Raw genomic sequence first — 22465 nt, 5'->3', positions numbered from 1 at the left:
TATTGACAGCCCGCCCGCCTGAGGCGGCATGATCCTGGTGGACAGTTTCAGGGGGGCCGAACTGTGGGGAGTGGCGATGTCTTCGGGACAGCCGCTGCTACACCGTGACGTCGAGACCGCCGCGATGCGGGAGGCGTTGTCGAGGGTCCGTGCCGGCGGCCCCTCCGTCCTGCTGATCCAGGGGGCCCGGGGCATGGGCAAGACGACCTTGCTCAACGCCGCGCTGGCGGCCAGGGGCGAGGTGGGGGCGCTGCTGCTGATGGCCCGGGGCCACCCCACCGAGCGCGACCACCCGTTCGGCGTGGTCCGCCAGCTCTTCGAACCGCTCATGACCGCCGGGCGCGCGCCGCCGTCCGGCGGGAGCGCCGTCGTCGGCCCCGACCTGGGCGGCGGGCTCGACCGGGGCCACCCCGTCACCCCCGACCTGCTGCACGGCCTCTACCGGGCCACCCGCTCCTTCACCGGCGACCGGCCGCTGATCATCGCCGTCGACGACGTGCACCACACCGATCCGCAGTCCTCCCAGTGGTGCTCCTACATCGCCCGGCGGCTCGACGGCCTGCCCATCGCGATGGTCCTCACCACCGCCGGCGCCGACTCCGGCGGCCCCGACGACCTGGTCAGGGACCTGGCGGCGCTGCCGTACACGCGGCTGCTGCGGCCCGCGCCCCTGTGCGCCCAGTGCGCCGCCCGGCTCATGGAGTCCGTGCTCGGCGGCGGCAGGGAGACCGGGGAGGAGATCGGCGAGGACGTCGCCGCCGCCTGCCACCGGCTCACCCAGGGCAACCCGCTGCTGCTGCGGGAGCTGGCCGGGCGGCTCGGCCGGTCCGGCGTGCGCCCGGTGACCGGCGAGCTGCCCCGGGTGCTGGAGATCGGCGCGCTGGCGCTGACCGAGACCGCGCTCGGCTGGTTGTCCGGCAGCGGCTCCGGCGTGGACGCCGCGGGCGTCGACCTGCTGCGCAGCCTGGCCATCGTGGCGCCCGAGGACGGCATGGAGGTCGCGTCCATGATCGCCGGGCACGGCCAGGACACCGCCAGGGCGGCAGGGGAGACGCTGCGCCGCGCCGGGCTGGTCACCGGCACGCCGCCCGACCGCTTCGCCCATCCGCGCATCCAGCAGGCGGTGCTGGCCGGGATGGACCCGGGCGAGCGCGACCGGCTGCACCGCCGTACCGCGGCGTTGCTGTACCGGCTGGGCGCGCCGCTGCGACGCTCGGCCCGCCACCTGATGTCGGCCGGCCCGACCGGCGACCCGCTCACCGTCACCGTGCTGCGCGAGGCCGCCGGCGAGGCCGCCGCCAGGCACTCGTGGCAGGACGCGACCGGCTACCTGCACCGCGCGCTGGCCGAGAGCGACGACCAGGACACCGTGCTGGAGGTCACCGCCGAGCTGGGCGCCGTGGAGAAGCACCGCGACCTGCCCGCCTGCCTGCGCCACCTGCGCACGGCCTACGGCCGGGTCAGGACGGCCCCGCACGCCCTGATGTCGCTGGCGCCGTTCGCCGACATCCTGGTCACCGCGAACTCCGCCGAGGCCGCCGAGGTCTTCGCCGGCGCGGCCGAGAGCGCCGCCGCCGCCCCGCAGTTCGGCGGGGCCGACCTGCTGCTCGTGTTCGCCGCCCAGGCGCTGCTGTGGGGCCGCTCGGCCGGACGGCTCGGCCTGCGCCGGCTCGGACGCTCCCTCGGCACGCTGGTCAGCCCGGCGGCCCGGGAGTTCCTCAGCGTGCTGGCCCTGGCCACCGGCGCGCGGGGCCGCAGCCTGCCGCGCACGCTCGCCCAGACCCGGCGCTGCCTCGACGGCCAGGGCCCGGTGCCGGCGGCCGCCGTGCTGCCGCTGGTGTGGGGCGACCGCCTCGACGAGGCCTCCTACTGGGCCGAACGCCTGGTCAGCGAGACCCAGGAGGCCGGCTCCGGCACCGGCCTGGCGCTGGCGCTGCTGACCAGGGCCGAGGTGCGCTACCAGCTCGGCAGCCTGGAGGCCGGGCTGGCCGACGCCGAGGCCGCCGTCGCCAGCGCGCGCGAGTGCCAGGCCGAGGGCTTCCACGTGGCCGCCGCCGCCTGCGCCGCCCGGGTGCTGGTGGAGTTCGGCGACCTGGAGGCCGCGGAGTCCGCGCTGAAGTCGGTCGCCCCCTACGGCGACTGGCACCCCCTGATCTCCGGACAGGCCCTCGACGCCCTGGGCCGCCTCCGGCTCGCGCAGGGCCGCCCGCGCGACGGCCTGCTGACCCTGCTGGAGTGCGGCCGCCGCCTGACCGCCGCCGGCATCACCAACCCGGCCTGCGTGCCCTGGGGCACGAACTCGATCCTGGCCTACGTCCTGTCCGGGGAGCGCTCGGCGGCCCGCATCGTGGCCGAACGGGAGCTGGAGCTGGCCCGCGCCTGGGGCGCGCCCACCGTCGTCGCCCGCGCGCTCAGCGCGGGCAGCCTCGCCCACGAGGGCCGGGTCCGGCTCGACATGCTGCACGAGGCCGTCGCCCTGCTGGGCAGCCGGGGCGCCCGGCTCGAACACGCCAGGGCCCTGCTGCGCCTCGGCATCGCCCAGCGGCAGGCCGGCGACGACGGCAAGGCCCACGAGACGCTGGCCCTGGCGCTGCGGCTGGCCGCCGACTGCGGCGCGGGCCGCCTGGCCGCGCTGGCCGACAAGCACCGCGCCGCCACCGCCCCGGCCCGCGTCGCCACCCTCACCCCCGGCCAGGACGACCACGTGCTGACCGTCGGCGAACGCCGGGTCACCGACCTGGTGCTGCGCGGGATGAGCAACCTGGAGGTGGCCACGACGCTGTCGATCAGCAAGCGCACCGTGGACACCCATCTGGCCCGCATCTACCGCAAGCTCGGCATCCACACCCGCGCCGAACTCGCCGTCATCCTCACCGGCCTGTCCGACGACGACCCGCCCGCCGCCGAACCCGTGCCCACCGGCCCCCACGAGTACCTGTGAGCCACCCAGGCCTGTTCCAGGCAGTCAACCGGCTCGTCACCTACGACGAACGCCAGCGGATGGTCCCCCGCGACCGCGGCCTGCTCACCGCACTCGTCGACGCGGCCCGCGCCCGGGACCCCGCCGACCACACCACGCTGCGCGCGCTCGGGATCGGGCTGCTGGTTCTGGGCGAGTACGGCGACGCGATCCGCCACCTGAACCGTGCGCTCGACCTGGCGGACACGAGCGGCAGGCGGATCGCCGCGTCGCTCAACCTGGCCGACGCCCATCGGTACGCAGGGGACGCGGCAGCCTCGGAAGCCCTGTGCCGCGCGATGCTCGCCCTCGCCAGGAAGGAGGTGCCGGAGATGGTGTGCTTCTCGCTCCAGCATCTCGGCAAGACCCTGGCCGACCTGGGCCGCACGCAGGAGGCACGCGAGGTGCTGCAGGAGGCCCTCGCCCTGCGCACGGCCGGAGGCGACCTCGAGCTGATCGCCAGAACCCGGGCGGCCCTGCGATCACTCGACGCGGGCGCCGATCGCTGACTGATCCGCCGGACGGCCGGTCGCCGGGGCTTCATCCTGCTCCCTCAGCCGAGCCGGTACAGTTCACCGCCGCCCTCGCCGGACGTGCCGCCGTACGTGCTCGCGGGAACCCTCGTGCCGTGCTGCCGCACCCACTGGGCGATGGCGGGGTCGCCGCTCATGGGGCCGCTCCGGCCCGGCCCGCCGATCACGATGTGGCGCAGTTCGCCTCGGCGGACGTACTCCTGCAGCCTGGCCACCGTCATCGCCGGGTCCTGCCCGGTGAAGCCGCCCATCGCGATCACCGGCTCGCCGGTCGTCACCACGAGCATGCCGCCCCGCCCTTGGGGCGGCGCCTGACCGTTCCCGGCCTGACCGTTCCCGGCCTGACCGTTCCCCGCCACGATCACCCAGCGCAGCCATGGAATCCAGTCGGGCGTCCGGTTCAGCAGCGCGAACGACCACGCCCCCGTGACAGCGACGCCCCCGGGCAGCACCCACGACCACCGGACCGGCCCCCGGTACGCGCCGTACAACAACATCCCGCCCACTCCGGCCAGTGCGACGATCGCGGGGGCCAGCGACGTGGTGTAGTACGGGTGGAACACCCCCTTGGCGAAGCTGAACGCCACGTAGTTCTCCAGCTCCTGCGCGACCTGCCACGTTCGTCGACGCTGGCGTTGTCGGCGATCGTGATCCGAAACCGGTAAGGGAACGTCTCTGCCAGATAGGTGTGCAGTCTGCGCACGCTGCACGCCAGCACATGCTGCTCGTTGTAGACCGGAATGGCGATCTCCACCATGCGATCCATGACCAACTCCTCGCTCGCTCGAAGGGCCTCTCAAAGGTGTGGCCGCGGAGTCGATCACCTGGCGGCGACGTCCCCTGCGCCGTGACCGGCCGGCATCGGGCTGCGGTGGCCACAGGAAACGTCAGGAGCTCCGTTCTCCTCGTGTCGACCGCCGGACCACCTCAGCCGCCCCCGCCCCCGCCCCCGCCAGGCGTGCCGCCGGTGACAGCCTGTATCTCCCGCCCGGTCAGCTCCTGCAGCGTCCCGCCGTCGGTGTTGCTGAGGATGACACCGACCCAGCCGGTGTACGGGTAGATGTTCCAGCTGGCGCCGACACCGGGGTTGGCGCCGGCGCGCCCGTGCACCCACTGACCGCTGACGATGCGGACCGGCATGTGGTAGGCCCCGAACGACTGCGGCCCGTGGGGGGACCTGGGCGCGGTGAGCACCTCGGCCCAGGGCCGTTCCAGCACCGTGCCTTCGCTCAGGGCGTGCGCGAACCGGACCAGATCCGGTGCGGTGGCGAAGCCCCCGTCCCCTGGGGCGTCGATGAAGCCGCGGCCCGGGTTCTTGCCCGGCGTGGACCGGTTCGAGCTGCTCTTGCCCAGGTTGCGGACGGCGTCCACCACACTGCCGTCAGCCAGCGTCATGTGAGGGTGCGCGATGTGCGCATCGGTGAGCCACTGCCGCCTGGTGTAGAACGCCGAGCCGGTCATGCCGCAGCGTTTGAAGATGTTCTCCTCGACGTAGTCCCAGTACGTCCTGCCGGTCACCGCCTCCACGATCAGCGCCGGAATGACGACGTCGGCGCCGGAGTGGTCGGTGGGGGTGCCAGGGGCGGCCACCAGCTTCGCCTTCCGGGCCCACCGCTCGTAGAACTCGTGCACCTCCTCCCGGCTCCGGAAGATGCGCTGCGGGTCCTCCTCCGGGGTGCTCAGCCCGGAGGTGCCGGAGAGCAGGTGATGGACGGTCACCTGCTCGGCGACGTCCTTGGCGTAGCCGGTCAGGTGGGTGCCCACCGTGTCCGACAGCTTCACCTTGCCCTGCTGCACCAGCTGCAGGACGGCCACCGCGCCGAACGGCTTGCCCGCCGAACTGAGGCTGAACGCGGTGCCCTCGTGATTGCGGATCCCCTTCTCCTTGTCCGCCATGCCGTAGCTGCGGGACAGCACCGTCCGGCCCCGGTGCGACAGCAGCACCACGCCGGAGAACCTGCCGTCCGCGGCCAGCTTCGCCACGTACCGGTCGTAGGCTCCGCCGGGACGGGTGTCCGGCGGGATGCCGGGGCCGGTCGCGGCCGGACGGCGCTGCCGGTTGCCGGGCGGCCCGCCTGCCAGCGGCGCGCCGGCCGCCACCGCGCCGGCCGCCGCGAGCCCGCTCCACCCGAGCAGCCGCCGCCGGCCGACGCCACCTGCAGAGTCCATGATCACGGTCCTTTCCTGACGACGAACCGACCGCTGCAGGTCTGACCGCGCCCGCCGTCGGCAGCCGATCACCACCATGTGGCCGGTGGCACTACTGAAGAGGGAGGACTGTTGCGGTGGCGTATGCGCTTTTCGATACGTCCGCGATACGTCGAATTCCCGACATCAGGGCACTGGCCGCAGGCCGCGCGACAGCCTGGGGCTGTGGCCGGCGGCCCTGGCAGGCCGTCGAACATGGGGGAGACCTCGCCGACGAAGAACGGTCCCTGATCGGGCCGCGCTCACCGCTGGGCGAGCGCGGCCCGAGGCCGGATCTGCGCCGGCTGGGCAACACGGTGACGCGGCGGTTTCGTACCGACGACCTGGGGGACGTGACCTGCCGGGCGAGGACGAGCGGCCGGCCGGCCTGGAGGTCCGAACTCCGTACAGTCCCCGGGGCCGGCGGTCCGACGGCCTGGGGACGGGCTTCCGCAGCCGCGGGCGGGCTTCGCCCGGAAAGGCAGGGTGGTCTTGGTGCCTGGGAGGAGGCCGGCGGCCCGGTCGTCGAAACGAAGAAGCCCCAGTCGTCCGGCATCTGCCGTCCGCTGGGGCTTGACCGCTGTCCGGACCGGACCGAAACCCGGCCTGACTCCGAAGAGCGTGAGTGGACGATACTGGGATTGAACCAGTGACCTCTTCCGTGTCAGGGAAGCGCTCTCCCGCTGAGCTAATCGTCCTTGTTGAGTTGTCACTCAGAGCGGAAGACGGGATTCGAACCCGCGACCCTCACCTTGGCAAGGTGATGCTCTACCACTGAGCCACTTCCGCATGGCGCACTTAACTTTACCGGACCCAGGAGAGTCCGTTGTACCACCGAGGTGGAGACGGGATTTGAACCCGTGTAGACGGCTTTGCAGGCCGCTGCCTCGCCTCTCGGCCACTCCACCAGGAGTATGACTCCGAGCGGAAGACGGGATTCGAACCCGCGACCCTCACCTTGGCAAGGTGATGCTCTACCACTGAGCCACTTCCGCGTGAATCCCCCGCGAACTCGCGGGGCCACGGGAAAACCATATCGTCTTCGCGGAGTGCCCGTGCGCAGCCCGAGCCCCGTGGGGCGAAATTCAGCGGATGACGCGCACATCCTTGGCCTGGACGAACATGACACGATGCCCGAGCTGGATCTGGTGGTACCGGACGGACCCCGTGACCCGCACGTGCCTGGCCGGGTTGAAGGCGCCGGCCGAGTAGAAGGAGCCGGTGAAGGTGCCGCCCAGCGAGTACGACTGCCCCGGCCCGATCCGGTACTGCAGCGGCGTCAGCAGCTGGACCCCGCCCCCGTGGTAGGCCGACCGTTCCGGGTAGGCGCGGCCGTACACCTTGGTGCCCGCGGCCAGCGGCGTGACCAGCGGGCCCTTCGCCGGCACGGCCGTGGGGGCGGAGGACGGGTTGAGGAACCAGGCCCGCTGCCCCAGGTACCAGATCGCCGTCCAGTCGCCCTGCCGTCCGGCCACCGCGAACCGCTGCCCGGTCGAGGCGCGCGCGCTGTGGTCGTAGACGCTGTACGTGCTCGGCTTCCCGGGGTGCTTGCCGGCGTCGGTGACCAGCGGGGCGCTCTCGCTCGGCCGGGTGTGCAGCCACACGCTGGCCGCGCCGTGCTCCGGGCACCGGCGGCCGGGCTTGGTGCTGACGCAGCCGGTGTAGTACGGCCGGTTGTCCTCGTAGGACGGCCGGATGATCACCGACGAGCCCGTCCCGTCGCCTTTGATCGGGTGGTTCATCAGCTCGAAGTAGTGCGCCCAGTCCCAGTAGGGGCCGGGGTCCTCGTGCATGCCGGCGACCGCCTGGGCCGTGGCGCCCGGCACGTTGTCGTGGCCCAGGATGTGGGCGCGGTCGAGCGGGATGCCGTACCGGCCGGCGAGGTAGCGCACCAGCCTGGCCGACGACCGGTACATCGCCTCGGTGTACCAGGAGCCCCTGGCCAGGTAGCCCTCGTGCTCGATGCCGATCGAGCGGGCGTTGAAGTCCCAGTTGCCGGCGTGCCAGGCGATGTCGTTCGTCGGGACGTGCTGGGCGACGTGCCCGTCCCGGGAGCGGACCGTGTAGTGCCAGCTCACGTACCTCGGGTTGCCGACCATCGACGGAATGCCCTGGTAGCCGCCCTCGGTGTCGTGGATGACGATGTAGTCGACCTGGCGGCGGCCCGCGACCCGGTCGTGGTTGCCGTAGCCGCGGTCCTTCTTCCTGCCGTACCTCTCGTGCGCGGCCGGCATCCACTCGCACCTGAGGCTGCTCGGGCACTCGGCCGACGATCCGGCGGAGTCGGCGGCGGTCAGCGGCTGCTCGTCCTGGGCGGGCACGTCCCAGTCGGACTCGTCGGCCGACTCCGAGTCGTCGTCGCCCTCGGGCTCCATGTCGGAGAAGAAGAACGGGTCGTCGTCCTCGTCGGAGTCGTCGCCGGTCGCGCTCTTGGCCGGGGCCGCGGGCGGGCGCAGGCCGGGCACGGCGTCCAGCCGCACGTCGAAGCCGTCGTCCGTGCGGCGCGCGACGCCCTCGCGCAGCACCGCGAACACCTCGTCGGCGAACGACCGCGCGGCGAGCGGGTCGCGCGTGCCCGAGTAGCGGGCGACGGCCCCGTACCAGTCGGCCGGGTCGGGGCTGGGACGGCGCTGGTAGGAGGCGAGCAGGGCGGCGCCGCCCCTGATGTTGGCGCGCGGGTCCGCGCGCAGCGCCCGCGGCGCGACCCCGGCCAGCCGCCCGGCCAGGGCAAGCGTCGCCTCCGGCACCACGCCCGCCGACGTGCCGGCCCCCGCCATCAACCGCGCCGCCGACCGCGCCGCCGACCGCGTCGCCGAGCGGGGGAGCGGGCGGCTGTCGTCGCCTCTGGCGTCGCCCGGCGCGAAGCCCTCCGGGGCCGGGCCCGCCTGCTCGGCGGCCACGACGTCCACCAGGTGCATCGGGCCGTATCCGCCCGCCGTGCTGGGACGGCCGCCGTTGGCGTCCCACCGGGACTCCAGGTACGACACCCCGAGCAGCACGCTCACCGGCACCCCGAACTCCGCCGCGGCCGCCGCGAAGTCGGCCTGCCGCCCCTGCTCACGGACGCCCGCGCCGCCCGCGCCGCCCGTGACGGCGGGCGCGGCCGGAACGACCGGGCCGCCGGCGACGACGCCCACCCCGGCGGACAAGCTGGCGGCCAGGACGGCGGCAAGCCGAAGCTGCATGACATCTCCCCACGGAACGGCACTGCTCGATCACCGAACGTAACCATTCCCAGAAAGGGATGTGTCAGACGGGTCGGATGATACGGATGAGAATCGCTGGCCCGCCGCCCGGGAGATCGGCAGGGGGAGAAGCGAAGCGTCCTGAAGTTAAATCCTGCCCGATTCCGGGCAGGATGTTGGCGTGTCTCGCTCCAGGTGCGTAATGTCCTCGTCTGTGTCCACGGCGCGGCATCCCTACGAAGACCTCATCGCCCATCTCACCCGGACGAGCGCGCTCGACCCAGGAGAGGCGGCCCGCGTGGTCGCCGACGTGTTGTCGTACTTCTCCGAGCCGGTCGAGGAGTTCGTACGCCGCCGTCACGGCGAACTCAAGGCCCGCGGCCTGACCAACGACGAGATCTTCCCCCGGATCGCCGCCGAGTTACCCGCACGCCGGGTAGCGGCACCAGAGCTGTCGCTGCGGCAGCTCCGCAGGATCGTCTACGGATAAAGAGGAGACCTCGATGTGCGGAATCGTGGCCTACGTGGGCCCCAAGGACGCGGCGCCCATCCTGCTGGAAGGGCTGCAGCGGCTTGAGTACCGGGGCTACGACTCCGCCGGGGTCGTGGTGTCGAACAAGGGACTCAAGGTCCGCAAGGTCAAGGGCCGGGTCGCCGACCTGGCCAAGGTCGTGCCGGTGCGGTTCAAGGGCAACCACGGCATCGGCCACACCCGCTGGGCCACCCACGGCGTGCCCAGCGACGAGAACGCCCATCCGCACCTGTCGGCCGACCAGCGCATCGCGGTCGTGCACAACGGCATCATCGAGAACGCCGGCGAGCTGCGCGCCAAGCTTGAGGCCGACGGCGTGAAGTTCCTGTCCGAGACCGACACCGAGGTCCTGGCCCACCTGATCGCCCGCGCCGCCGACGAGAACGACTCCCTGGAGGAGGCGGTCAGGAAGACGCTCAAGACCATCGTCGGCACGTACGGCATCGCGGTGATCGACGCCGAGCGGCCGGGCGAGGTGGTCGTGGCGCGCAACGGCAGCCCGATCGTGCTCGGCATCGGCGAGAAGGAGATGTTCGCCGCCTCCGACGTCGCCGCCCTGGTCCGCTACACCCGCCAGGTCGTGCACCTGGAGGACGGCGAGCTGGCCGTGCTCAAGGCCGACGGCTTCCACACCTTCGCCAGCGACGCCCGCGAGACCGCCAAGGAGCCGCTGACCGTCGACTGGGACGCCGGCCACTACGACACCGGCGGCTACGAGCACTACCTGCTCAAGGAGATCTCCGAGCAGCCCGAGACGATGACCCGCACGATGAGCGGCCGCCTCGACGAGCGCTTCCACGTCGCCCACCTCGGCGGCCTGAACATGGACGCCCGCGAGACGCGCTCGTTCCGCCGGGTGAAGATCATCGGCTGCGGGTCGGCGTACTACTCGGGGCAGATCGGCGCGCAGCTCATCGAGGAGCTGGCGCGCATCCCAGCCGACGCCGAGCCGGCCAGCGAGTTCCGCTACCGCAACCCCGTCGTGGACCCCGACACCCTCTACGTCGCGATCAGCCAGTCGGGCGAGACCTACGACACGCTGGCCGCCGTCCAGGAGCTCAAGCGCAAGGGCGGCCGGGTGATCGGCATCGTCAACGCCGTGGGCAGCGCCATCGCCCGCGAGGTCGACGGCGGCATCTACCTGCACGCCGGGCCCGAGGTGTCGGTCGCCTCGACCAAGGCGTTCACCTCGACCTCGGTCGCCTTCGCGCTGCTGGCGCTGCACCTGGGCCGGGTGCGCGACCTGTCGCCGGCCGACGGGCGGCGCATCGTGGAGGGCCTGCGCCGGCTGCCCGGCCAGATCGAGGAGATCCTCGCCCAGGGCGACAAGATCGCCGAGCTGGCGCAGAAGTACGCCAAGCACCCGAGCATGATGTTCGTCGGCCGGGTCAGGGGCTACCCGGTGGCCCGCGAGGGCGCGCAGAAGCTCAAGGAGATCTCGTACGTGCACGCCGAGGCGTACCCGGCCAGCGAGCTCAAGCACGGCCCGCTCGCGCTGATCGGCCCGGACATGCCGACGGTCGCGATCGTCCCCGACGACGAGCTGCTCGACAAGAACCTCACCACGCTCGGCGAGATCCGCGCCCGCGGCGGCCAGGTGCTCATGGTCGGTCACCGCGAGCCCGACGCCAAGCTGGCCGACGACGTGATCGTGATCCCGAAGAACGAGATCGAGCTCGACCCGCTGCTGCTGACGATCCCGCTCCAGCTGCTGGCCTACCACGCGGCGGTCGCCCTCGGCAGGGACGTGGACAAGCCTCGCAATCTCGCCAAGAGCGTGACTGTGGAATAAATTCCGCCACAATCCTCGCAGGGTAGTGTTATCTGGCTGCGTACCACATAAATTCATTACTGTGCGGCAGTTCGACCCCCACACTCCGAATCTCGCACGCATGTACGACTACATGCTCGGCGGGACGGACAACTTCGCGGTCGACCGCCTGGCGATCGACCAGCTCGCCGAGCTGGTCCCGGAGGCGGTCCCGCTGGCCCGCGCGAACCGGGCCTTCCTCCAGCGTGCCGTGCGCTACGTCGCCGCCGCGGGGATCACCCAGTTCATCGACCTGGGCAGCGGGCTGCCGACGCAGGGCAGCGTGCACGAGGTCGCGCCGTCGGCCAGGGTCGTCTACGTCGACGACGACCCGGTCGTCGCCGCGCACGCCAGGGCCCTGCTCGCCGGCACGGACCGGGCCGCCTTCCTGGAAGCCGACCTGCTCGACCACGAGGAGGTGCTGGCCCGCGCGGGCCGGTTCCTGGACCTGTCGCGGCCGGTCGCGATCGTGCTGGTGTCGATCCTGCACTTCCTGCCCGACGCGGCCGATCCGCAGGGCGCGGTGGCGGCGCTGCGCGAGGCGGTCGCGCCCGGCAGCCGTCTGGTGATCTCCCACGCCACCTCGATGGGACGCCTGTCGGAGGAGGAGAGCCCGCGCAGGGAACGGCGCGGCTCGTCCGGCTCGGGCGGGGCCGACCGCAGCCCGGCCGAGATCCGCGCGTTCTTCGGCGGCTTCGTGCTCGACCCGCCCGGACTGGTGCAGGCCGTGGACTGGCGGCCGGACCGGCCCAAGCTGGTGGGCGACTGGTCGCTGCCGTCGTCCCTGATGGCCGGGGTGGCCACGAAGCAGGACTGACTCCGGTATAGGCCGAAATTTCGGTTAACCGTATCCCGATGTGTAACAGCGAGTGAACTGTCAATAACTTCAGGTAATGGCGGTACTCGCGAAGGTCGGGGGAGGGCGGATGCGCCGTCGGCGGTTCTTGGCATGGACCCTGGGCGCGGCGGCGTGCGCGGCCGGATGCGGGACGGAACACGTCGCCGGCGGCCCGGCCGGCGCGAGGGGGCGGTTCTCGATCGTCGCGGGCGGCGACCGCTGGGCCCGGGTCGGCGAGGCGTTCGCCGCCGCGGCGCGCGCCTCGGGCGTCGGCGCGTCGCCCACCGGCACGCGGATCACCGTGACCGGCCTGCCCGCGCTGGCGGCCTCCGAGCTGAACAACGGGCAGACGCTGCTCGACACCTCGACCCCGCTGTCCAGGCTCACCGGCGACGTCGAGGTCGTCGTCGTGCCCGCCAACTCCCGCTTCGCCGACTTCGACGACTTCGGCGCCCACCTGCGGGCCGACCCGAGCGGGACGATGCTGGCCGGCGGGCCGCAGGGCGAGCCCGACCACCTGCTGTTCGGCCTGATCGCCAAGGGGCTCGGGGCCGACACCAGGCAGATGGACTACACCGGCTACCCCAGCAGCCACGAAGCCGTCTCGGCGCTGCTCGGCGGCAAGGCGGCGGCCGCGGCCGGCCTGCTCGGCGACTGGCGCGCGGCCATCGGCGGCGGCCGGGTCAGGGCCCTGGCCGTCTCCTGCGCCCGCCGGGTGCCGGGGCTCGACGTGCCGACCCTGCTGGAGTCGGGCGTCCGGGTGGACTTCGCGGACTGGGCCGCGGCCGTCGGGCCCGAGAACATGCCGGAGGACAGCAGGGAGTCGGCCGTGCGCATGTGCGACGAGGTGACCTCCTCGGCCTCGTGGCGGCGGGCGTGCCGGAGGGCGGGGTGGATCTCGATCCCCCTCAGCGGGGACGACTTCCGGCTCTGGCTGACCTCCGAGGTCGAGCGCACCCAGGCCGTGCTGCGCGATCTCGGGCTGCTGGCCAGCACCAGAGCCACGACGTGCTGGGGCAGTTGCGGCAACGGCCACTAGCCGAAACGGCGTGTCCGTGCGTATGGAGTGGCGCTTGAGGGCAATGTGACCTTGAAGCGACGTTCTACGACATAGGGGGCGCGAAACGTGCAGTCGCCGGCAGCCTGGCCGATCCTCGTCATCTCGGTGATCGGAGCGGTGCTCCTGGTGGAGGTGGTCCGCCGGGTGCTGATCCGGGTCGGACGAAAATGGGCGCTGGCCCGCCACCTGGTCGAGCACTGCACCTGGCCGGCGTTCTGCGTGGCCGCCACGGTGGCCTGCAACCTGGTCTTCGCCCCCGGCATCTTCGGCGACACCGCCGACGAGCGCGGCCTGGCCCAGTCGGTGGACCGGGTCATCGGCCTGGCCACCATCGGCACGGTGACCTGGCTGATCATCCAGGCCACGTACGCGCTGACGGACGTCGTGCTCGACCGGCTGGTGCTCGTCGAGGGCGAGCGCAACCGCCGGGCGCGGCGGATCAGGACGCAGATCGCGCTGGTGCGCCGCATCGCCGCCGCGGTCATCATCGTCATCGCGCTCGGGGCCATGCTGTTCTCCTTCCCGCAGGTGCGGGCGCTCGGCGCCGGGCTGCTGGCCTCGGCCGGCATCGCCGGCGCCATCGTCGGCATCGCGGCCCAGCCGACCATCGGCAACATGCTGGCCGGGCTGCAACTGGCCTTCAGCGACGCGCTGCGGCTGGACGACGTGGTCGTGGTGGAGGAGGAGTGGGGCAGGATCGAGGAGCTCACGCTCACGTACGTGGTGCTGCGCCTGTGGGACGAGCGGCGGCTGGTGCTGCCCGTCTCCTACTTCACCCAGAACCCGTTCGAGAACTGGACCAGGCACGGCAGCCGGGTGCTCGCCGTGGTGTTCCTGCGGGTCGACTGGGCGGTGCCGGTGCCCAAACTGCGCGAGGCCCTGTACGAGTTCCTCCAGGGCAACCCGCTGTGGGACCAGAAGGACTGGACGCTCCAGGTCACCGACGTGCTGCCCAACGGCCTGGTCGAGCTGCGCGCCCTGATGAGCGCCGCCGACTCGCCCTCCTCCTGGGACCTCAAGTGCGACGTCCGCGAATTCCTCGTCAATTTCGTCCGCGACAACTACCCGGACGCCCTTCCCCGGTTCCGCGTCGAGGCCCCGGAAACGCGCGCCGGGGTGGCCTGGACCAACGACCAGGACCGCGACCGGCGATAAATACGTGGCATTTCCGGCGGCCCCCGGTCTACCGTTGATCTCGTTCCGGAGCGACATTCGACGAAACCACGAGAAAGGCGGCGGCCATGCGCGGACCTCGGCACTCCAGGCCGTCCGGCAACCGGCCTGAGCTGCGGCCAAGGCTTTTCCGGTGATTCCGCGGAGAATCGACCAGGAAAGCCGTCCCGGGCCTCCGCCGGGGCGGCTTCGTTGATTTCATGGCCGAGTGTGGGGCAGTTTGGTCAGCCCGCCTGCCTTGGGAGCAGGAGCACCGCAGGTTCGAATCCTGCCACTCGGACGTACGGCCCTGAAAGAAAAGGGCCGTGGGCTTCGGCCTGGCCGACGGGAATGGCGCCCCCCGGCCGGACACGAGCCCCCGCCCCCGGGTCCGGCCTGCGCCGGGCCGGCCCGGGGCCCACCCTTCTCCTCAGCCGGCCAGTGAGCTGGCCACCCGGAACAGCAGCTCCTCCCGGCCGGGCCGGCAGACGAGCTGCAACCCGACCGGCAGCCCGTCCACCGAGCCGGCCGGCACGGTCAGCGCGGGCAGGCCGAGCACGTTCCACGGGCTGGTCAGGGCCAGCAGCGCGGCCCGGACGGCGACGGCCCGCCCGTCCAGCTCGGTCTGGCGCTGCTCCAGCGGCGGCGCGACGAGCGGCACGGCCGGCAGCGCCAGCACGTCATGGTCGTCGAACAGCGACTCCGCCGCGGCGGCCAGCGCGGGCCGCTCGTCCAGGGCCTTGACGTAGGCCCAGGCGGGCAGGTCCATGGCCGCGCGCAGCCGGTCGAGCACCTCGGGGTCGAACAGCTCGGGCGCCCTGGCCATCCGGTCGGCGTGCACGGCGGACGCCTCCGCGCCCTGCACCGTCGCGTACGTCTCCCGCAGCGCCTCGGCCAGCTCCCCGGGCAGCCGGACCTCCGCCGGTCCCGCGCCCGCCGCCGCCCGCGCCACCTCCACGACGCGCGGATCGCAGGGCGACAGGACGGCGGGGTCGAGCCACCCCACCCGCACCGCCGCCGCCTCACCGGCACCGTCACGGGCGGGCGGCGGCCCGCCGGTCGCGAGCTGGCGGTAGGCGATCAGGCAGTCCAGCGGGCCGGCGGCCAGCACGCCGACGTGGTCGAACGTCCGGGACAGGGGGAACACCCCGGCGGCCGGGATCGCGTCGTAGGCGGGCTTGAACCCGGCGATCCCGCACAGGGCGGCCGGGATGCGCACCGACCCGCCCGTGTCGGTGCCGATCGCCAGCGGCACCATGCCCGCCGCCACGGCCGCCGCGCTGCCGCCGCTCGACCCGCCGGACATGCGCCCGGGGTCGCGCGGGTTGCGCGAGGGGCCGTTGGCCGAGCGGTCGCCGGTGGGGCCGTAGGCGAACTCGTGGGTCGTGGTCTTGCCGACGATCACCGCCCCGGCCTGGCGCAGCAGCGTCACGCAGGCGGCGTCGGACTCGGCGACGTGGCCGGCGAAGTGCCGCGACCCCATCGTGCAGGGCAGCCCCGCGACGTCGATGAGGTCCTTCACGGCGACCGGCACGCCGTGCAGCGGGCCGCGGTCGGCGCCCGCGGCCAGCTCCTGGTCCGCACGCCGGGCGGCGGCCGCCGCGCCCACCGGGTCCACGGTGACGAAGGCGCCGAGCGCGGGGTCCAGGGTGACGGCCGCGTCGAGCGCCAGCCTGGCCAGCTCGGCGGCGGTGGTCCGGCCGGCGCGCAGGTCACGGGCCAGGTCGGTGACGGAGCGGCCGGTGAAGGGGCCGGGCGGTGTGGGCGGCATGAGGTCCTCTCCGGACGGTTCACGGCGACCCCGCCGCGAACGGACGGGCGTGCGGAGCACACTACGCGTCCCGGCCCGCCGACGGGCCTTCCAGGGGGCGCGGCGGGGCTTCCGCCGGAGAAAGCCGGGTTCTGGCGCCGCGGCGGGACTTCCGGAGTGGCCGGAGAAGGCCGGACTTCGCCGGGGTGGCACCGGAAAGCGCCGAGTCCTTTCCTGGCGTGGCGTTACACGGCGGTACGGAGGTGATTACGTACAGTGATCAGCGATGTCACTTCGTGATCCAGGGGGAATCATGAAAGCCAAGCTCATCGTGGCCGGCGGCTTCGCCGTCGCCGCGCTGTTCGGCATGGCGGGGGCGGCCAACGCCAACGTCCACCACGAGAAGTGCGACCTGAGCACGTCCGACGACTCGACCGCGCTGCGCATCACGCCGTGGGGCGTGTCCGCCGGACACCGTGACGCCGACGCCTGCGAGCACCACAGGGACTACTACGGGCGTCCCCACGACGGCTACAACTGGGGCTACTGGCCGGGCCGCGGCTACTGGCCGGGCGGCTGGGCGTACGGCCTGGGCGTGGGCGCCGGCATCTGAGGTCGCATCTCCTGACCCGGGCCGCGCCGTGCGCGGCCCGGGATCCTGCGTTGCCGGGCGCCCCGCGGCGCCCGGCGCTGCCACGCCCCCGCCGACCGGCCGGGGCCCGGACCCCGTCCACCCACGCGATGAGCACACTCGCGCGCGGCCGGGGCTGATCCGGACCGCCGCCGCCCGGTACCCGGCCGGCCCCGGGCGGGGACCGGCCCGCCCGCGCCCTAACGGTCGACGATCTCGTTCTTGCCGATGACCACGACCCCGCCGCGGGTCAGCGCGAAGCGGGTGCGGTCGTAGTCGAGGTCGAAGCCGATGCGCGCGCCGTCGGGGATCACCACGTTCTTGTCGATGATCGCCTTGCGCACGATCGCGCCCCGGCCCACCTTGACGTTCTCCATCAGCACGGAGTCCTCCACCAGCGAGTGCGAGTGGAGCACGACCTTCGGCGACAGGATCGAGCGCATCGCCATGCCGCCCGAGACGATCACGCCGGGGGAGACCAGGGAGTCGATCGCCCGGCCCACCCGGTCGCCGTCATTGTGCACGAACTTGGCCGGGGGCAGCGGGTCGTGCCCGGTGAAGATCGGCCACTTGTCGTTGTACAGGTTGAAGATCGGGTGGGCGGAGATGAGGTCCATGTGGGCCTCGTAGTAGGCGTCGAGGGTGCCCACGTCGCGCCAGTAGCCGCGGTCGCGCTCGCTGGAGCCGGGCACGATGTTGTTCTTGAAGTCGTAGACGTCCGCGCCGCCGGACTTGACCAGCATCGGGATGATGTTGCCGCCCAGGTCGTGCTTGCTGGTCGGGTCGAGCGCGTCCTCGCGCAGCGCGTCGATCATGGCCTGGGTCTTGAAGACGTAGTTGCCCATCGAGGCGTAGACCTCGTCGGGGGAGTCGGCCAGGCCCACGGCGTCCTTCGGCTTCTCCCTGAAGGCCACGATGCGGCGGCCCTCGGGATCGGTCTCGATCACGCCGAACTGGTCGGCCAGCGACAGCGGCTGGCGGATCGCCGCCACCGTCACGTCCGCGCCCGAGTCCTCGTGCTGCTCGACCATCTGCCGCGGATCCATGCGGTAGATGTGGTCGGCGCCGAACACGATCACGTGCTCGGGCATCTCGTCATAGATCAGGTTCAGGTTCTGGAACAGCGCGTCCGCAGAACCGGAGAACCAGCGCGGCCCGAGCCGCTGCTGGGCGGGCACGGGCGTGACGTAGTTGCCCAGCATCGCCGACAGCCGCCAGGTACGGGAGACGTGCCTGTCGAGGCTGTGGTTCTTGTACTGGGTCAACACCACGATCTTCAGGAAGCCGCCGTTCGCGAGGTTCGACAGCACGAAGTCGATCAGCCGATACATCCCCCCGAACGGCACCGCCGGTTTGGCCCGATCCGCCGTGAGCGGCATGAGCCTCTTGCCCTCTCCACCTGCCAGCACAACCGCAAGCACCCTCCGGGACCTCATGTCCAGGACGCTACCCGTAAATGGCCGATCTATCGACGAAACCGCGCACTGTGCTGTGCCGCCGTGTCCTGACTTATCCGCGTTGAGCAGGGGCCGGACTTACCGACATTGGGCTGTATCGATGTGTTCCCTATGCTTGCGACGGTTCACAAGTGCGGTGCCGGAGTTGATGGTCGGCGCAAAACATGCCGCTCGCTGGCGGGTGGCGGGCCCGGCGCGTCGTAAGGTCGTGGGCATGCGTGTTGATCTGCTCAGCAGGGAGTACCCGCCGGACGTCTACGGCGGCGCCGGGGTGCACATGGAGTACCTGGCCAGGGAGCTGCGCAAGCTGGCCGACGTCCGGGTGCGCTGCTTCGGAGCCGATCGCGAGGAGCCCGGCGTGTCGGCCTACCGGGTGCCCGGCGGCCTGGAGCGGGCCAACGCCGCCCTCCAGGTGCTCGGCGTCGACCTGGAGATGGCCGCCGCCTGCGAGGGCGCGGACGTCGTCCACTCCCATACCTGGTACGCCAACTTCGCCGGGCATGTCGCCAAGATGCTCCACGGCGTGCCGCACGTCGTCACCACCCACAGCCTGGAGCCGCTGCGCCCGTGGAAGGCCGAGCAGCTCGGCGGCGGCTACACGGTCTCGTCGTGGGCCGAGCGCACCGCCCTGGCCGCCGCCGACGCGGTGATCGCGGTCAGCGAGGGCATGCGCCGCGACGTGCTGGCCGCCTACCCCGAGATCCCGCCCGGCCGGGTCATCGTCATCCACAACGGCATCGACACCGCCCAGTACGCCCCCGACCCCGGCCTCGACGTGCTGAAGAAGCACGGCGTCGACCCCGACCGGCCCTACGCGATCTTCGTCGGCCGCATCACCCGGCAGAAGGGCCTGGTGCACCTCCTGCACGCCGCCCGCTCGTTCGACCCGGCGGCCCAGCTCGTCCTGTGCGCGGGCGCGCCGGACACGCCGGAGATCGCCGCCGAGGTGACCGGGCTGGTGCGCGGCCTCGACCGCGACGGCGTGCTGTGGATCTCGGAGATGCTGCCCAAGCCGGAGGTCATCCAGCTCCTCACGCACGCCTCGGTCTTCGTCTGCCCGTCGGTCTACGAGCCGATGGGCATCGTCAACCTGGAGGCCATGGCCTGCGAGACGCCGGTGGTGGCCACCGCGACCGGCGGCATCCCCGAGGTCGTCGCCGACGGCGAGACGGGCCTGCTGGTGCCGATCGACCAGGGCCCCGACGGCACCCCGCACGACCCCGAGGCGTTCGCCGCCGACCTGGCCGAGCGGGTCAACGCGCTGCTGGCCGACCCGGCGCGGGCCGCCGAGATGGGCCGCGCCGGGCGGGCCAGGGCCGTCGAGCACTTCTCCTGGGAGCGCATCGCCCGGCGCACTCTCGACCTCTACGCCTCGCTGCGCCGGGACTGAACGTCTTGGGCTGGGATCTGGAGACCCCCGAGGGCGGCTGCCTGAGCGTCAACGCCTGGAACTGGCGTCCGACCCTGTCCCTGCTGGAGGAGGCGCGGGTGCTCGACCCCGAGACCGCGTGCCTGCTCGGCTTCAACGGCCGCATGACGCTCACCGGCGCCGACGCGAGCCGCATCGCGGCCTTCCTCGACGACTACCTCGACGGCCTGCCCGAGCACGGGCGGGTCCGGCTCGACGGCGAGGTGACCGAGGAGCCCGACGACCACCGCCTCCACCGCGACGACCTGGCGCTCAACTACTCGGCGACCGCCTCCTGGCTGCGCGACCTGCGCGACTTCTGCCGGGCCGCCCCCAACGGCTTCACCTGCATGTAGGGGGTGGCGGCGGGTCAGCGGGTGAGCCAGAGGGCGGGCCTGGTCAGGTCGCCCTCGGGGCCGGTCCAGCCCGCCGCGTACACCTCGGTCGTGCCGGGGCGGCGGGCCAGGGCGGTGACCGTGCCGCGCACGGTCGTCGTCGTCCAGCGGCCGGCCGCGTAGTGGTGCAGCCGGGAGCGGGTCGAGTCGAGCACCCACAGGCCCGCCCGGCCGTCGGGCTCGGCCTCGGTGAAGGCCGCGCCCTCCGGGCCCCAGCGGCACCGCCAGGCCGATCCGTCCCAGTGCAGCGCCAGCGGGCGGCGGCGTTCCAGGGGCTCGCCCTGCTCGTCGTACTCGTCGGGCGGGAACCAGGAGACCCCGCCGACCACCCACACGTCGTCCGGCCCGAGCACGGCCACGTCGCCGAGCTCCGTGCGGGCCGACCGCGCGCCGTCGGGCGCGCCCGGCTCGGGCAGGTGCACCGCCTGCCACGCGACGCCGTTCCAGCGGGCGGCGGGGTCGTGCGCGGTCTGGCCGACCGTCCACACGTCCGCGCCCTCGCCGCCGAGAGCCCGCGCCGGGGCGGGCAGCCGGTACGCGCGCCAGGCCGAGCCGTCCCAGCGCAGCGCGTCGCGCCCGGACACGGCCCACGGGCCGCTCGCCGCGGTGCCGTGCAGGCCGATGGCCGATGAGCCCTCCTTGAGCGGCGTGGCGGCGCTCACGTCGCCGTCCGCGACGGCGGCGACCAGGCCGGGACGTTCGTCGTCGCCGGTCCCGAACGCCCACGCCCGCTCGCCCGAGACCGCCCCGACCGCGGTGACCGTCATCCGGGACGGCAGCGCGTACGTGCGCCAGCGCGCGCCGTCCCACCGGCCCAGCCCGCCGGACGTCGTCTCCATCCCGGCGGACGTCTCGCGCTGGACGGAACGCACCGCCCACACCGCCCCGTCGGGGGCGACCGCGAGCCGGTCGAGCGTGCCGTGCCCGTCGCCCGCCGGGACCGTCCGCCACGGGGACCGTACGGGCTCGGCGCGCAGGTCGTCGCCGCCGGGCCGGGGGCAGCGGGCCTGGACCGTGAGACTCACCGCCGGAGCGGACGGGACGTCCCGCCCGGGAGGCCCGGCGCAGGCCGGAAGCGTCAGCAGCACGCCGAGACCGGCCACGCGGGCACGTACGGAACGCCGCACCTCGCCCCCTTCGTGATCATCGGCAGAATACGCTCACCCTGCCCAGGAGACCACGCGTGACGCCGATCAGCCCTGCGAAATGTAGTGGAGGATGACGTTGTGCACGTGGTGGGCCTTGTTGTCGCCGCGGAAGTCCACCTCGTAGGTGTGCGTGCCGACGTGGATGGCGATGGCGCCCGAGGAGAAGAACCCGCCGGCCAGCGACTTGTTGCTGACGACGCTCACCGCCGAGATCTTGGAGTAGGGGATGCTGGTGATCGCGATCCGCTTGCCCACGAACGACTTGTCCTGCACGATCACCCGCCGGTCGGTGAGCCCCAGGAACCCGGTGCCCGCCCCGATCGCGTCGTAGACGGCGATGATCTGCTCGCCGGGGAGCAGGCCGCTCTCGATCTGCTTGAACTGCTCTTTACGGTCGTAGGGGATGTCAGCCATGCCCGGCCAACGAACGGGACGGGCTCCCGCGTTCCGCCCCGGGCTCAGGGCCCCGGCGGGTGGGCGGAAGGGTCGTGCGGGAGGTCGAGCAGGCAGCCGCACGCGCCGGGCGGCTGCGGCAGCCCGAACAGCGCGCGGACCTGGGCCGGAGCGGGGCACGGCGGCTGCTGGCGCTGCACGACGAGGTCGTCGCCGACGTGGCCGGCGCCGGTCGCCCGCTGCTCGTGGACGTCACCATGCAGGGCCCCGACCTGCCCGAGCCGCTGGTCAGAGCCCGGGAACTGGCCCCCGGCGCCGAGATGCTGGCCCGCTTCCACGGCGGCCTGGCCGCGGGCGCGGCGGCGATGCTGGACGGACGGCTCGACGTGTCGTTCGGCCGCTTCGCCGGGCTGCCCGCGGACGTGCGCGCCCGGCTGGCCCAGGTCCCGGTGCGCCTGCAGCCCCTGGCCGTGCTCCTGCCGCGGGACCACCCGCTGGCGGAGCTGGACGCCGTGCCGCTCGGCGCGCTGGCCGCCTTCCCGCTGGACGTCATGGCCGGGAACGCCGGCACGCGGGAGTGGAGCGACCTGGGGGAGCGGCTGGCCGAGGCGTTCGGGCTGCGGCTGGCCCGGCCGCACGCCGCGCCCGAGGGGGCCGCGGAGATGGGGCACTACCTGCGCCGCCATCGCGAGCCGGTGCTGGCCAGTGTGGGGATCGGCGGGATCCCGGGCGCGGTGAACAGGCCGCTGGCCGAGCCCGTGCCGCTCGGCCTGCAGAACCTGGTGCATCCCAAGGGCCTGCGGCACCCGGGCCTCGCCGCGCTCCTGGCCGCCGTCGCCGAGCTGGGACGGGCCCGCCACTGGCTGCGCCGCCCGCCGGGCTCCTGGCTCCCCGAGGCCGACGAGGCCCTGGTGCCCTTGGAGGACTGACGCCTAGTACTGCAGCGAGGTTTTGTGATCTGTAACGTGGAGGCATGCCAGATGACTTAACCACTGCTGATCTTCAGGAGTGGGTCACGGGGCTGGAT

The 22465-nt window shown here is 72.9% G+C and carries 18 protein-coding genes and 5 tRNA genes; 12 read left to right on the top strand and 11 right to left on the bottom strand.

What is annotated here, in order from left to right; genetic code table 11:
- Window positions 1-76 precede the first annotated feature (76 nt).
- Together AB0J71_RS40790 and AB0J71_RS40785 are read left to right on the top strand one after the other, a co-directional pair.
- The gene (locus AB0J71_RS40790; protein WP_364419468.1) at window positions 77-2941 is read left to right on the top strand and encodes an AAA family ATPase; all 2865 of its coding nucleotides are present in this window, start codon (window positions 77-79) and stop codon (window positions 2939-2941) included.
- Window positions 2938-3468 (top strand): tetratricopeptide repeat protein, encoded by a 531-nt coding sequence (locus AB0J71_RS40785; RefSeq protein ID WP_352328314.1) that lies wholly within the window; start codon window positions 2938-2940, stop codon window positions 3466-3468. The genes AB0J71_RS40790 and AB0J71_RS40785 overlap by 4 nt, the downstream gene beginning before the upstream one ends.
- 44 nt (window positions 3469-3512) lie before the next feature.
- Here the strand turns inward: AB0J71_RS40785 and AB0J71_RS40780 are convergent, their stop codons facing one another.
- The 7 genes from AB0J71_RS40780 to AB0J71_RS40750 form a co-directional block, all read right to left on the bottom strand.
- On the bottom strand, window positions 3513-4079 hold the full coding sequence (locus tag AB0J71_RS40780; protein WP_364419466.1) for a hypothetical protein: 567 nt from the start codon (window positions 4077-4079) through the stop codon (window positions 3513-3515).
- A 340-nt stretch (window positions 4080-4419) separates the two neighbouring features.
- The gene (locus AB0J71_RS40775) at window positions 4420-5661 is read right to left on the bottom strand and encodes a serine hydrolase domain-containing protein (protein WP_364419464.1); all 1242 of its coding nucleotides are present in this window, start codon (window positions 5659-5661) and stop codon (window positions 4420-4422) included.
- Between the two features lie 644 nt (window positions 5662-6305).
- A tRNA-Val gene (locus AB0J71_RS40770) sits at window positions 6306-6377 on the bottom strand.
- A gap of 19 nt (window positions 6378-6396) precedes the next feature.
- Window positions 6397-6468: transfer RNA gene (locus AB0J71_RS40765), tRNA-Gly, on the bottom strand.
- A gap of 48 nt (window positions 6469-6516) precedes the next feature.
- A tRNA-Cys gene (locus tag AB0J71_RS40760) sits at window positions 6517-6587 on the bottom strand.
- Between the two features lie 15 nt (window positions 6588-6602).
- A tRNA-Gly gene (locus tag AB0J71_RS40755) sits at window positions 6603-6674 on the bottom strand.
- Between the two features lie 90 nt (window positions 6675-6764).
- Window positions 6765-8864, bottom strand: a complete 2100-nt coding sequence (locus AB0J71_RS40750; RefSeq protein WP_364419462.1) for a peptidoglycan recognition family protein — start codon at window positions 8862-8864, stop codon at window positions 6765-6767.
- A 202-nt stretch (window positions 8865-9066) separates the two neighbouring features.
- Between AB0J71_RS40750 and AB0J71_RS40745 the strand changes: the two genes are divergently transcribed.
- The 6 genes from AB0J71_RS40745 (at window position 9067) to AB0J71_RS40720 (ending at window position 14557) form a co-directional block, all read left to right on the top strand.
- Entirely contained in the window at window positions 9067-9354 is a 288-nt protein-coding gene (locus AB0J71_RS40745) for a hypothetical protein (protein WP_352328428.1), read from the top strand.
- Window positions 9355-9367: 13 nt separating this feature from the next.
- Window positions 9368-11188, top strand: a complete 1821-nt coding sequence (glmS, locus tag AB0J71_RS40740; RefSeq protein ID WP_352328429.1) for a glutamine--fructose-6-phosphate transaminase (isomerizing) — start codon at window positions 9368-9370, stop codon at window positions 11186-11188.
- A 25-nt stretch (window positions 11189-11213) separates the two neighbouring features.
- Window positions 11214-12023 carry an SAM-dependent methyltransferase gene (locus AB0J71_RS40735; RefSeq protein ID WP_364419460.1) on the top strand — a complete coding sequence of 270 codons (810 nt, stop codon included), beginning with the start codon at window positions 11214-11216 and terminating at the stop codon, window positions 12021-12023.
- Window positions 12024-12132: 109 nt separating this feature from the next.
- Window positions 12133-13083, top strand: a complete 951-nt coding sequence (locus AB0J71_RS40730; protein ID WP_352328431.1) for a tripartite tricarboxylate transporter substrate-binding protein — start codon at window positions 12133-12135, stop codon at window positions 13081-13083.
- Between the two features lie 87 nt (window positions 13084-13170).
- Window positions 13171-14259: a mechanosensitive ion channel domain-containing protein gene (locus AB0J71_RS40725; RefSeq protein ID WP_352328432.1), complete on the top strand. Its 1089-nt coding sequence runs from the start codon at window positions 13171-13173 to the stop codon at window positions 14257-14259.
- 222 nt (window positions 14260-14481) lie between these two features.
- Window positions 14482-14557: transfer RNA gene (locus tag AB0J71_RS40720), tRNA-Pro, on the top strand.
- Between the two features lie 129 nt (window positions 14558-14686).
- Here AB0J71_RS40720 and AB0J71_RS40715 read toward each other — a convergent pair.
- Window positions 14687-16027 carry an amidase gene (locus AB0J71_RS40715; protein ID WP_364419458.1) on the bottom strand — a complete coding sequence of 447 codons (1341 nt, stop codon included), beginning with the start codon at window positions 16025-16027 and terminating at the stop codon, window positions 14687-14689.
- Between the two features lie 292 nt (window positions 16028-16319).
- Here AB0J71_RS40715 and AB0J71_RS40710 point away from each other — a divergent pair, with 292 nt between their 5' ends.
- Window positions 16320-16619 carry a hypothetical protein gene (locus tag AB0J71_RS40710; protein WP_352331161.1) on the top strand — a complete coding sequence of 100 codons (300 nt, stop codon included), beginning with the start codon at window positions 16320-16322 and terminating at the stop codon, window positions 16617-16619.
- Window positions 16620-16837: 218 nt separating this feature from the next.
- On the opposite strand, the gene glgC is transcribed toward AB0J71_RS40710, so the two are convergent.
- Window positions 16838-18073 carry a glucose-1-phosphate adenylyltransferase gene (glgC, locus tag AB0J71_RS40705; RefSeq protein ID WP_352329862.1) on the bottom strand — a complete coding sequence of 412 codons (1236 nt, stop codon included), beginning with the start codon at window positions 18071-18073 and terminating at the stop codon, window positions 16838-16840.
- 235 nt (window positions 18074-18308) lie between these two features.
- Here glgC and glgA point away from each other — a divergent pair, with 235 nt between their 5' ends.
- Complete coding sequence (gene glgA, locus AB0J71_RS40700; RefSeq protein ID WP_364419456.1) at window positions 18309-19484, top strand: glycogen synthase; 1176 nt, start codon at window positions 18309-18311, stop codon at window positions 19482-19484.
- Window positions 19485-19489: 5 nt separating this feature from the next.
- A complete protein-coding gene (locus AB0J71_RS40695) occupies window positions 19490-19858 on the top strand; it encodes a hypothetical protein (RefSeq protein ID WP_352329858.1) in 369 nt (122 codons plus the stop codon).
- A 14-nt stretch (window positions 19859-19872) separates the two neighbouring features.
- On the opposite strand, the gene AB0J71_RS40690 is transcribed toward AB0J71_RS40695, so the two are convergent.
- Both AB0J71_RS40690 and AB0J71_RS40685 read right to left on the bottom strand, forming a co-directional pair.
- A complete protein-coding gene (locus AB0J71_RS40690; RefSeq protein ID WP_364419454.1) occupies window positions 19873-21024 on the bottom strand; it encodes a hypothetical protein in 1152 nt (383 codons plus the stop codon).
- Window positions 21025-21090: 66 nt separating this feature from the next.
- Complete coding sequence (locus tag AB0J71_RS40685; RefSeq protein ID WP_352329854.1) at window positions 21091-21459, bottom strand: PH domain-containing protein; 369 nt, start codon at window positions 21457-21459, stop codon at window positions 21091-21093.
- 74 nt (window positions 21460-21533) lie between these two features.
- Between AB0J71_RS40685 and AB0J71_RS40680 the strand changes: the two genes are divergently transcribed.
- On the top strand, window positions 21534-22367 hold the full coding sequence (locus AB0J71_RS40680) for a LysR family transcriptional regulator (protein ID WP_364419452.1): 834 nt from the start codon (window positions 21534-21536) through the stop codon (window positions 22365-22367).
- Window positions 22368-22465: the final 98 nt, after the last annotated feature.

This window comes from Nonomuraea sp. NPDC049637 (genome assembly GCF_040675235.1).
Taxonomy (GTDB): Bacteria; Actinomycetota; Actinomycetes; order Streptosporangiales; family Streptosporangiaceae; genus Nonomuraea.
The sequence above is the reverse complement of the archived record's forward strand: the minus strand, read 5'-3'. Positions and strand labels throughout refer to the sequence as shown.

Coding starts and splice junctions, on each gene's coding strand:
- AB0J71_RS40775 (WP_364419464.1), bottom strand. CDS start 5,661: ATGGACTCTGCAGGTGGCGTCGGCCGGCGGCGGCTGCTCGGGTGGAGC.
- AB0J71_RS40715 (WP_364419458.1), bottom strand. CDS start 16,027: ATGCCGCCCACACCGCCCGGCCCCTTCACCGGCCGCTCCGTCACCGAC.
- glgC (WP_352329862.1), bottom strand. CDS start 18,073: ATGAGGTCCCGGAGGGTGCTTGCGGTTGTGCTGGCAGGTGGAGAGGGC.
- AB0J71_RS40685 (WP_352329854.1), bottom strand. CDS start 21,459: ATGGCTGACATCCCCTACGACCGTAAAGAGCAGTTCAAGCAGATCGAG.
- AB0J71_RS40750 (WP_364419462.1), bottom strand. CDS start 8,864: ATGCAGCTTCGGCTTGCCGCCGTCCTGGCCGCCAGCTTGTCCGCCGGG.
- glgA (WP_364419456.1), top strand. CDS start 18,309: ATGCGTGTTGATCTGCTCAGCAGGGAGTACCCGCCGGACGTCTACGGC.
- AB0J71_RS40730 (WP_352328431.1), top strand. CDS start 12,133: ATGCGCCGTCGGCGGTTCTTGGCATGGACCCTGGGCGCGGCGGCGTGC.
- glmS (WP_352328429.1), top strand. CDS start 9,368: ATGTGCGGAATCGTGGCCTACGTGGGCCCCAAGGACGCGGCGCCCATC.
- AB0J71_RS40710 (WP_352331161.1), top strand. CDS start 16,320: ATGAAAGCCAAGCTCATCGTGGCCGGCGGCTTCGCCGTCGCCGCGCTG.
- AB0J71_RS40745 (WP_352328428.1), top strand. CDS start 9,067: ATGTCCTCGTCTGTGTCCACGGCGCGGCATCCCTACGAAGACCTCATC.
- AB0J71_RS40790 (WP_364419468.1), top strand. CDS start 77: ATGTCTTCGGGACAGCCGCTGCTACACCGTGACGTCGAGACCGCCGCG.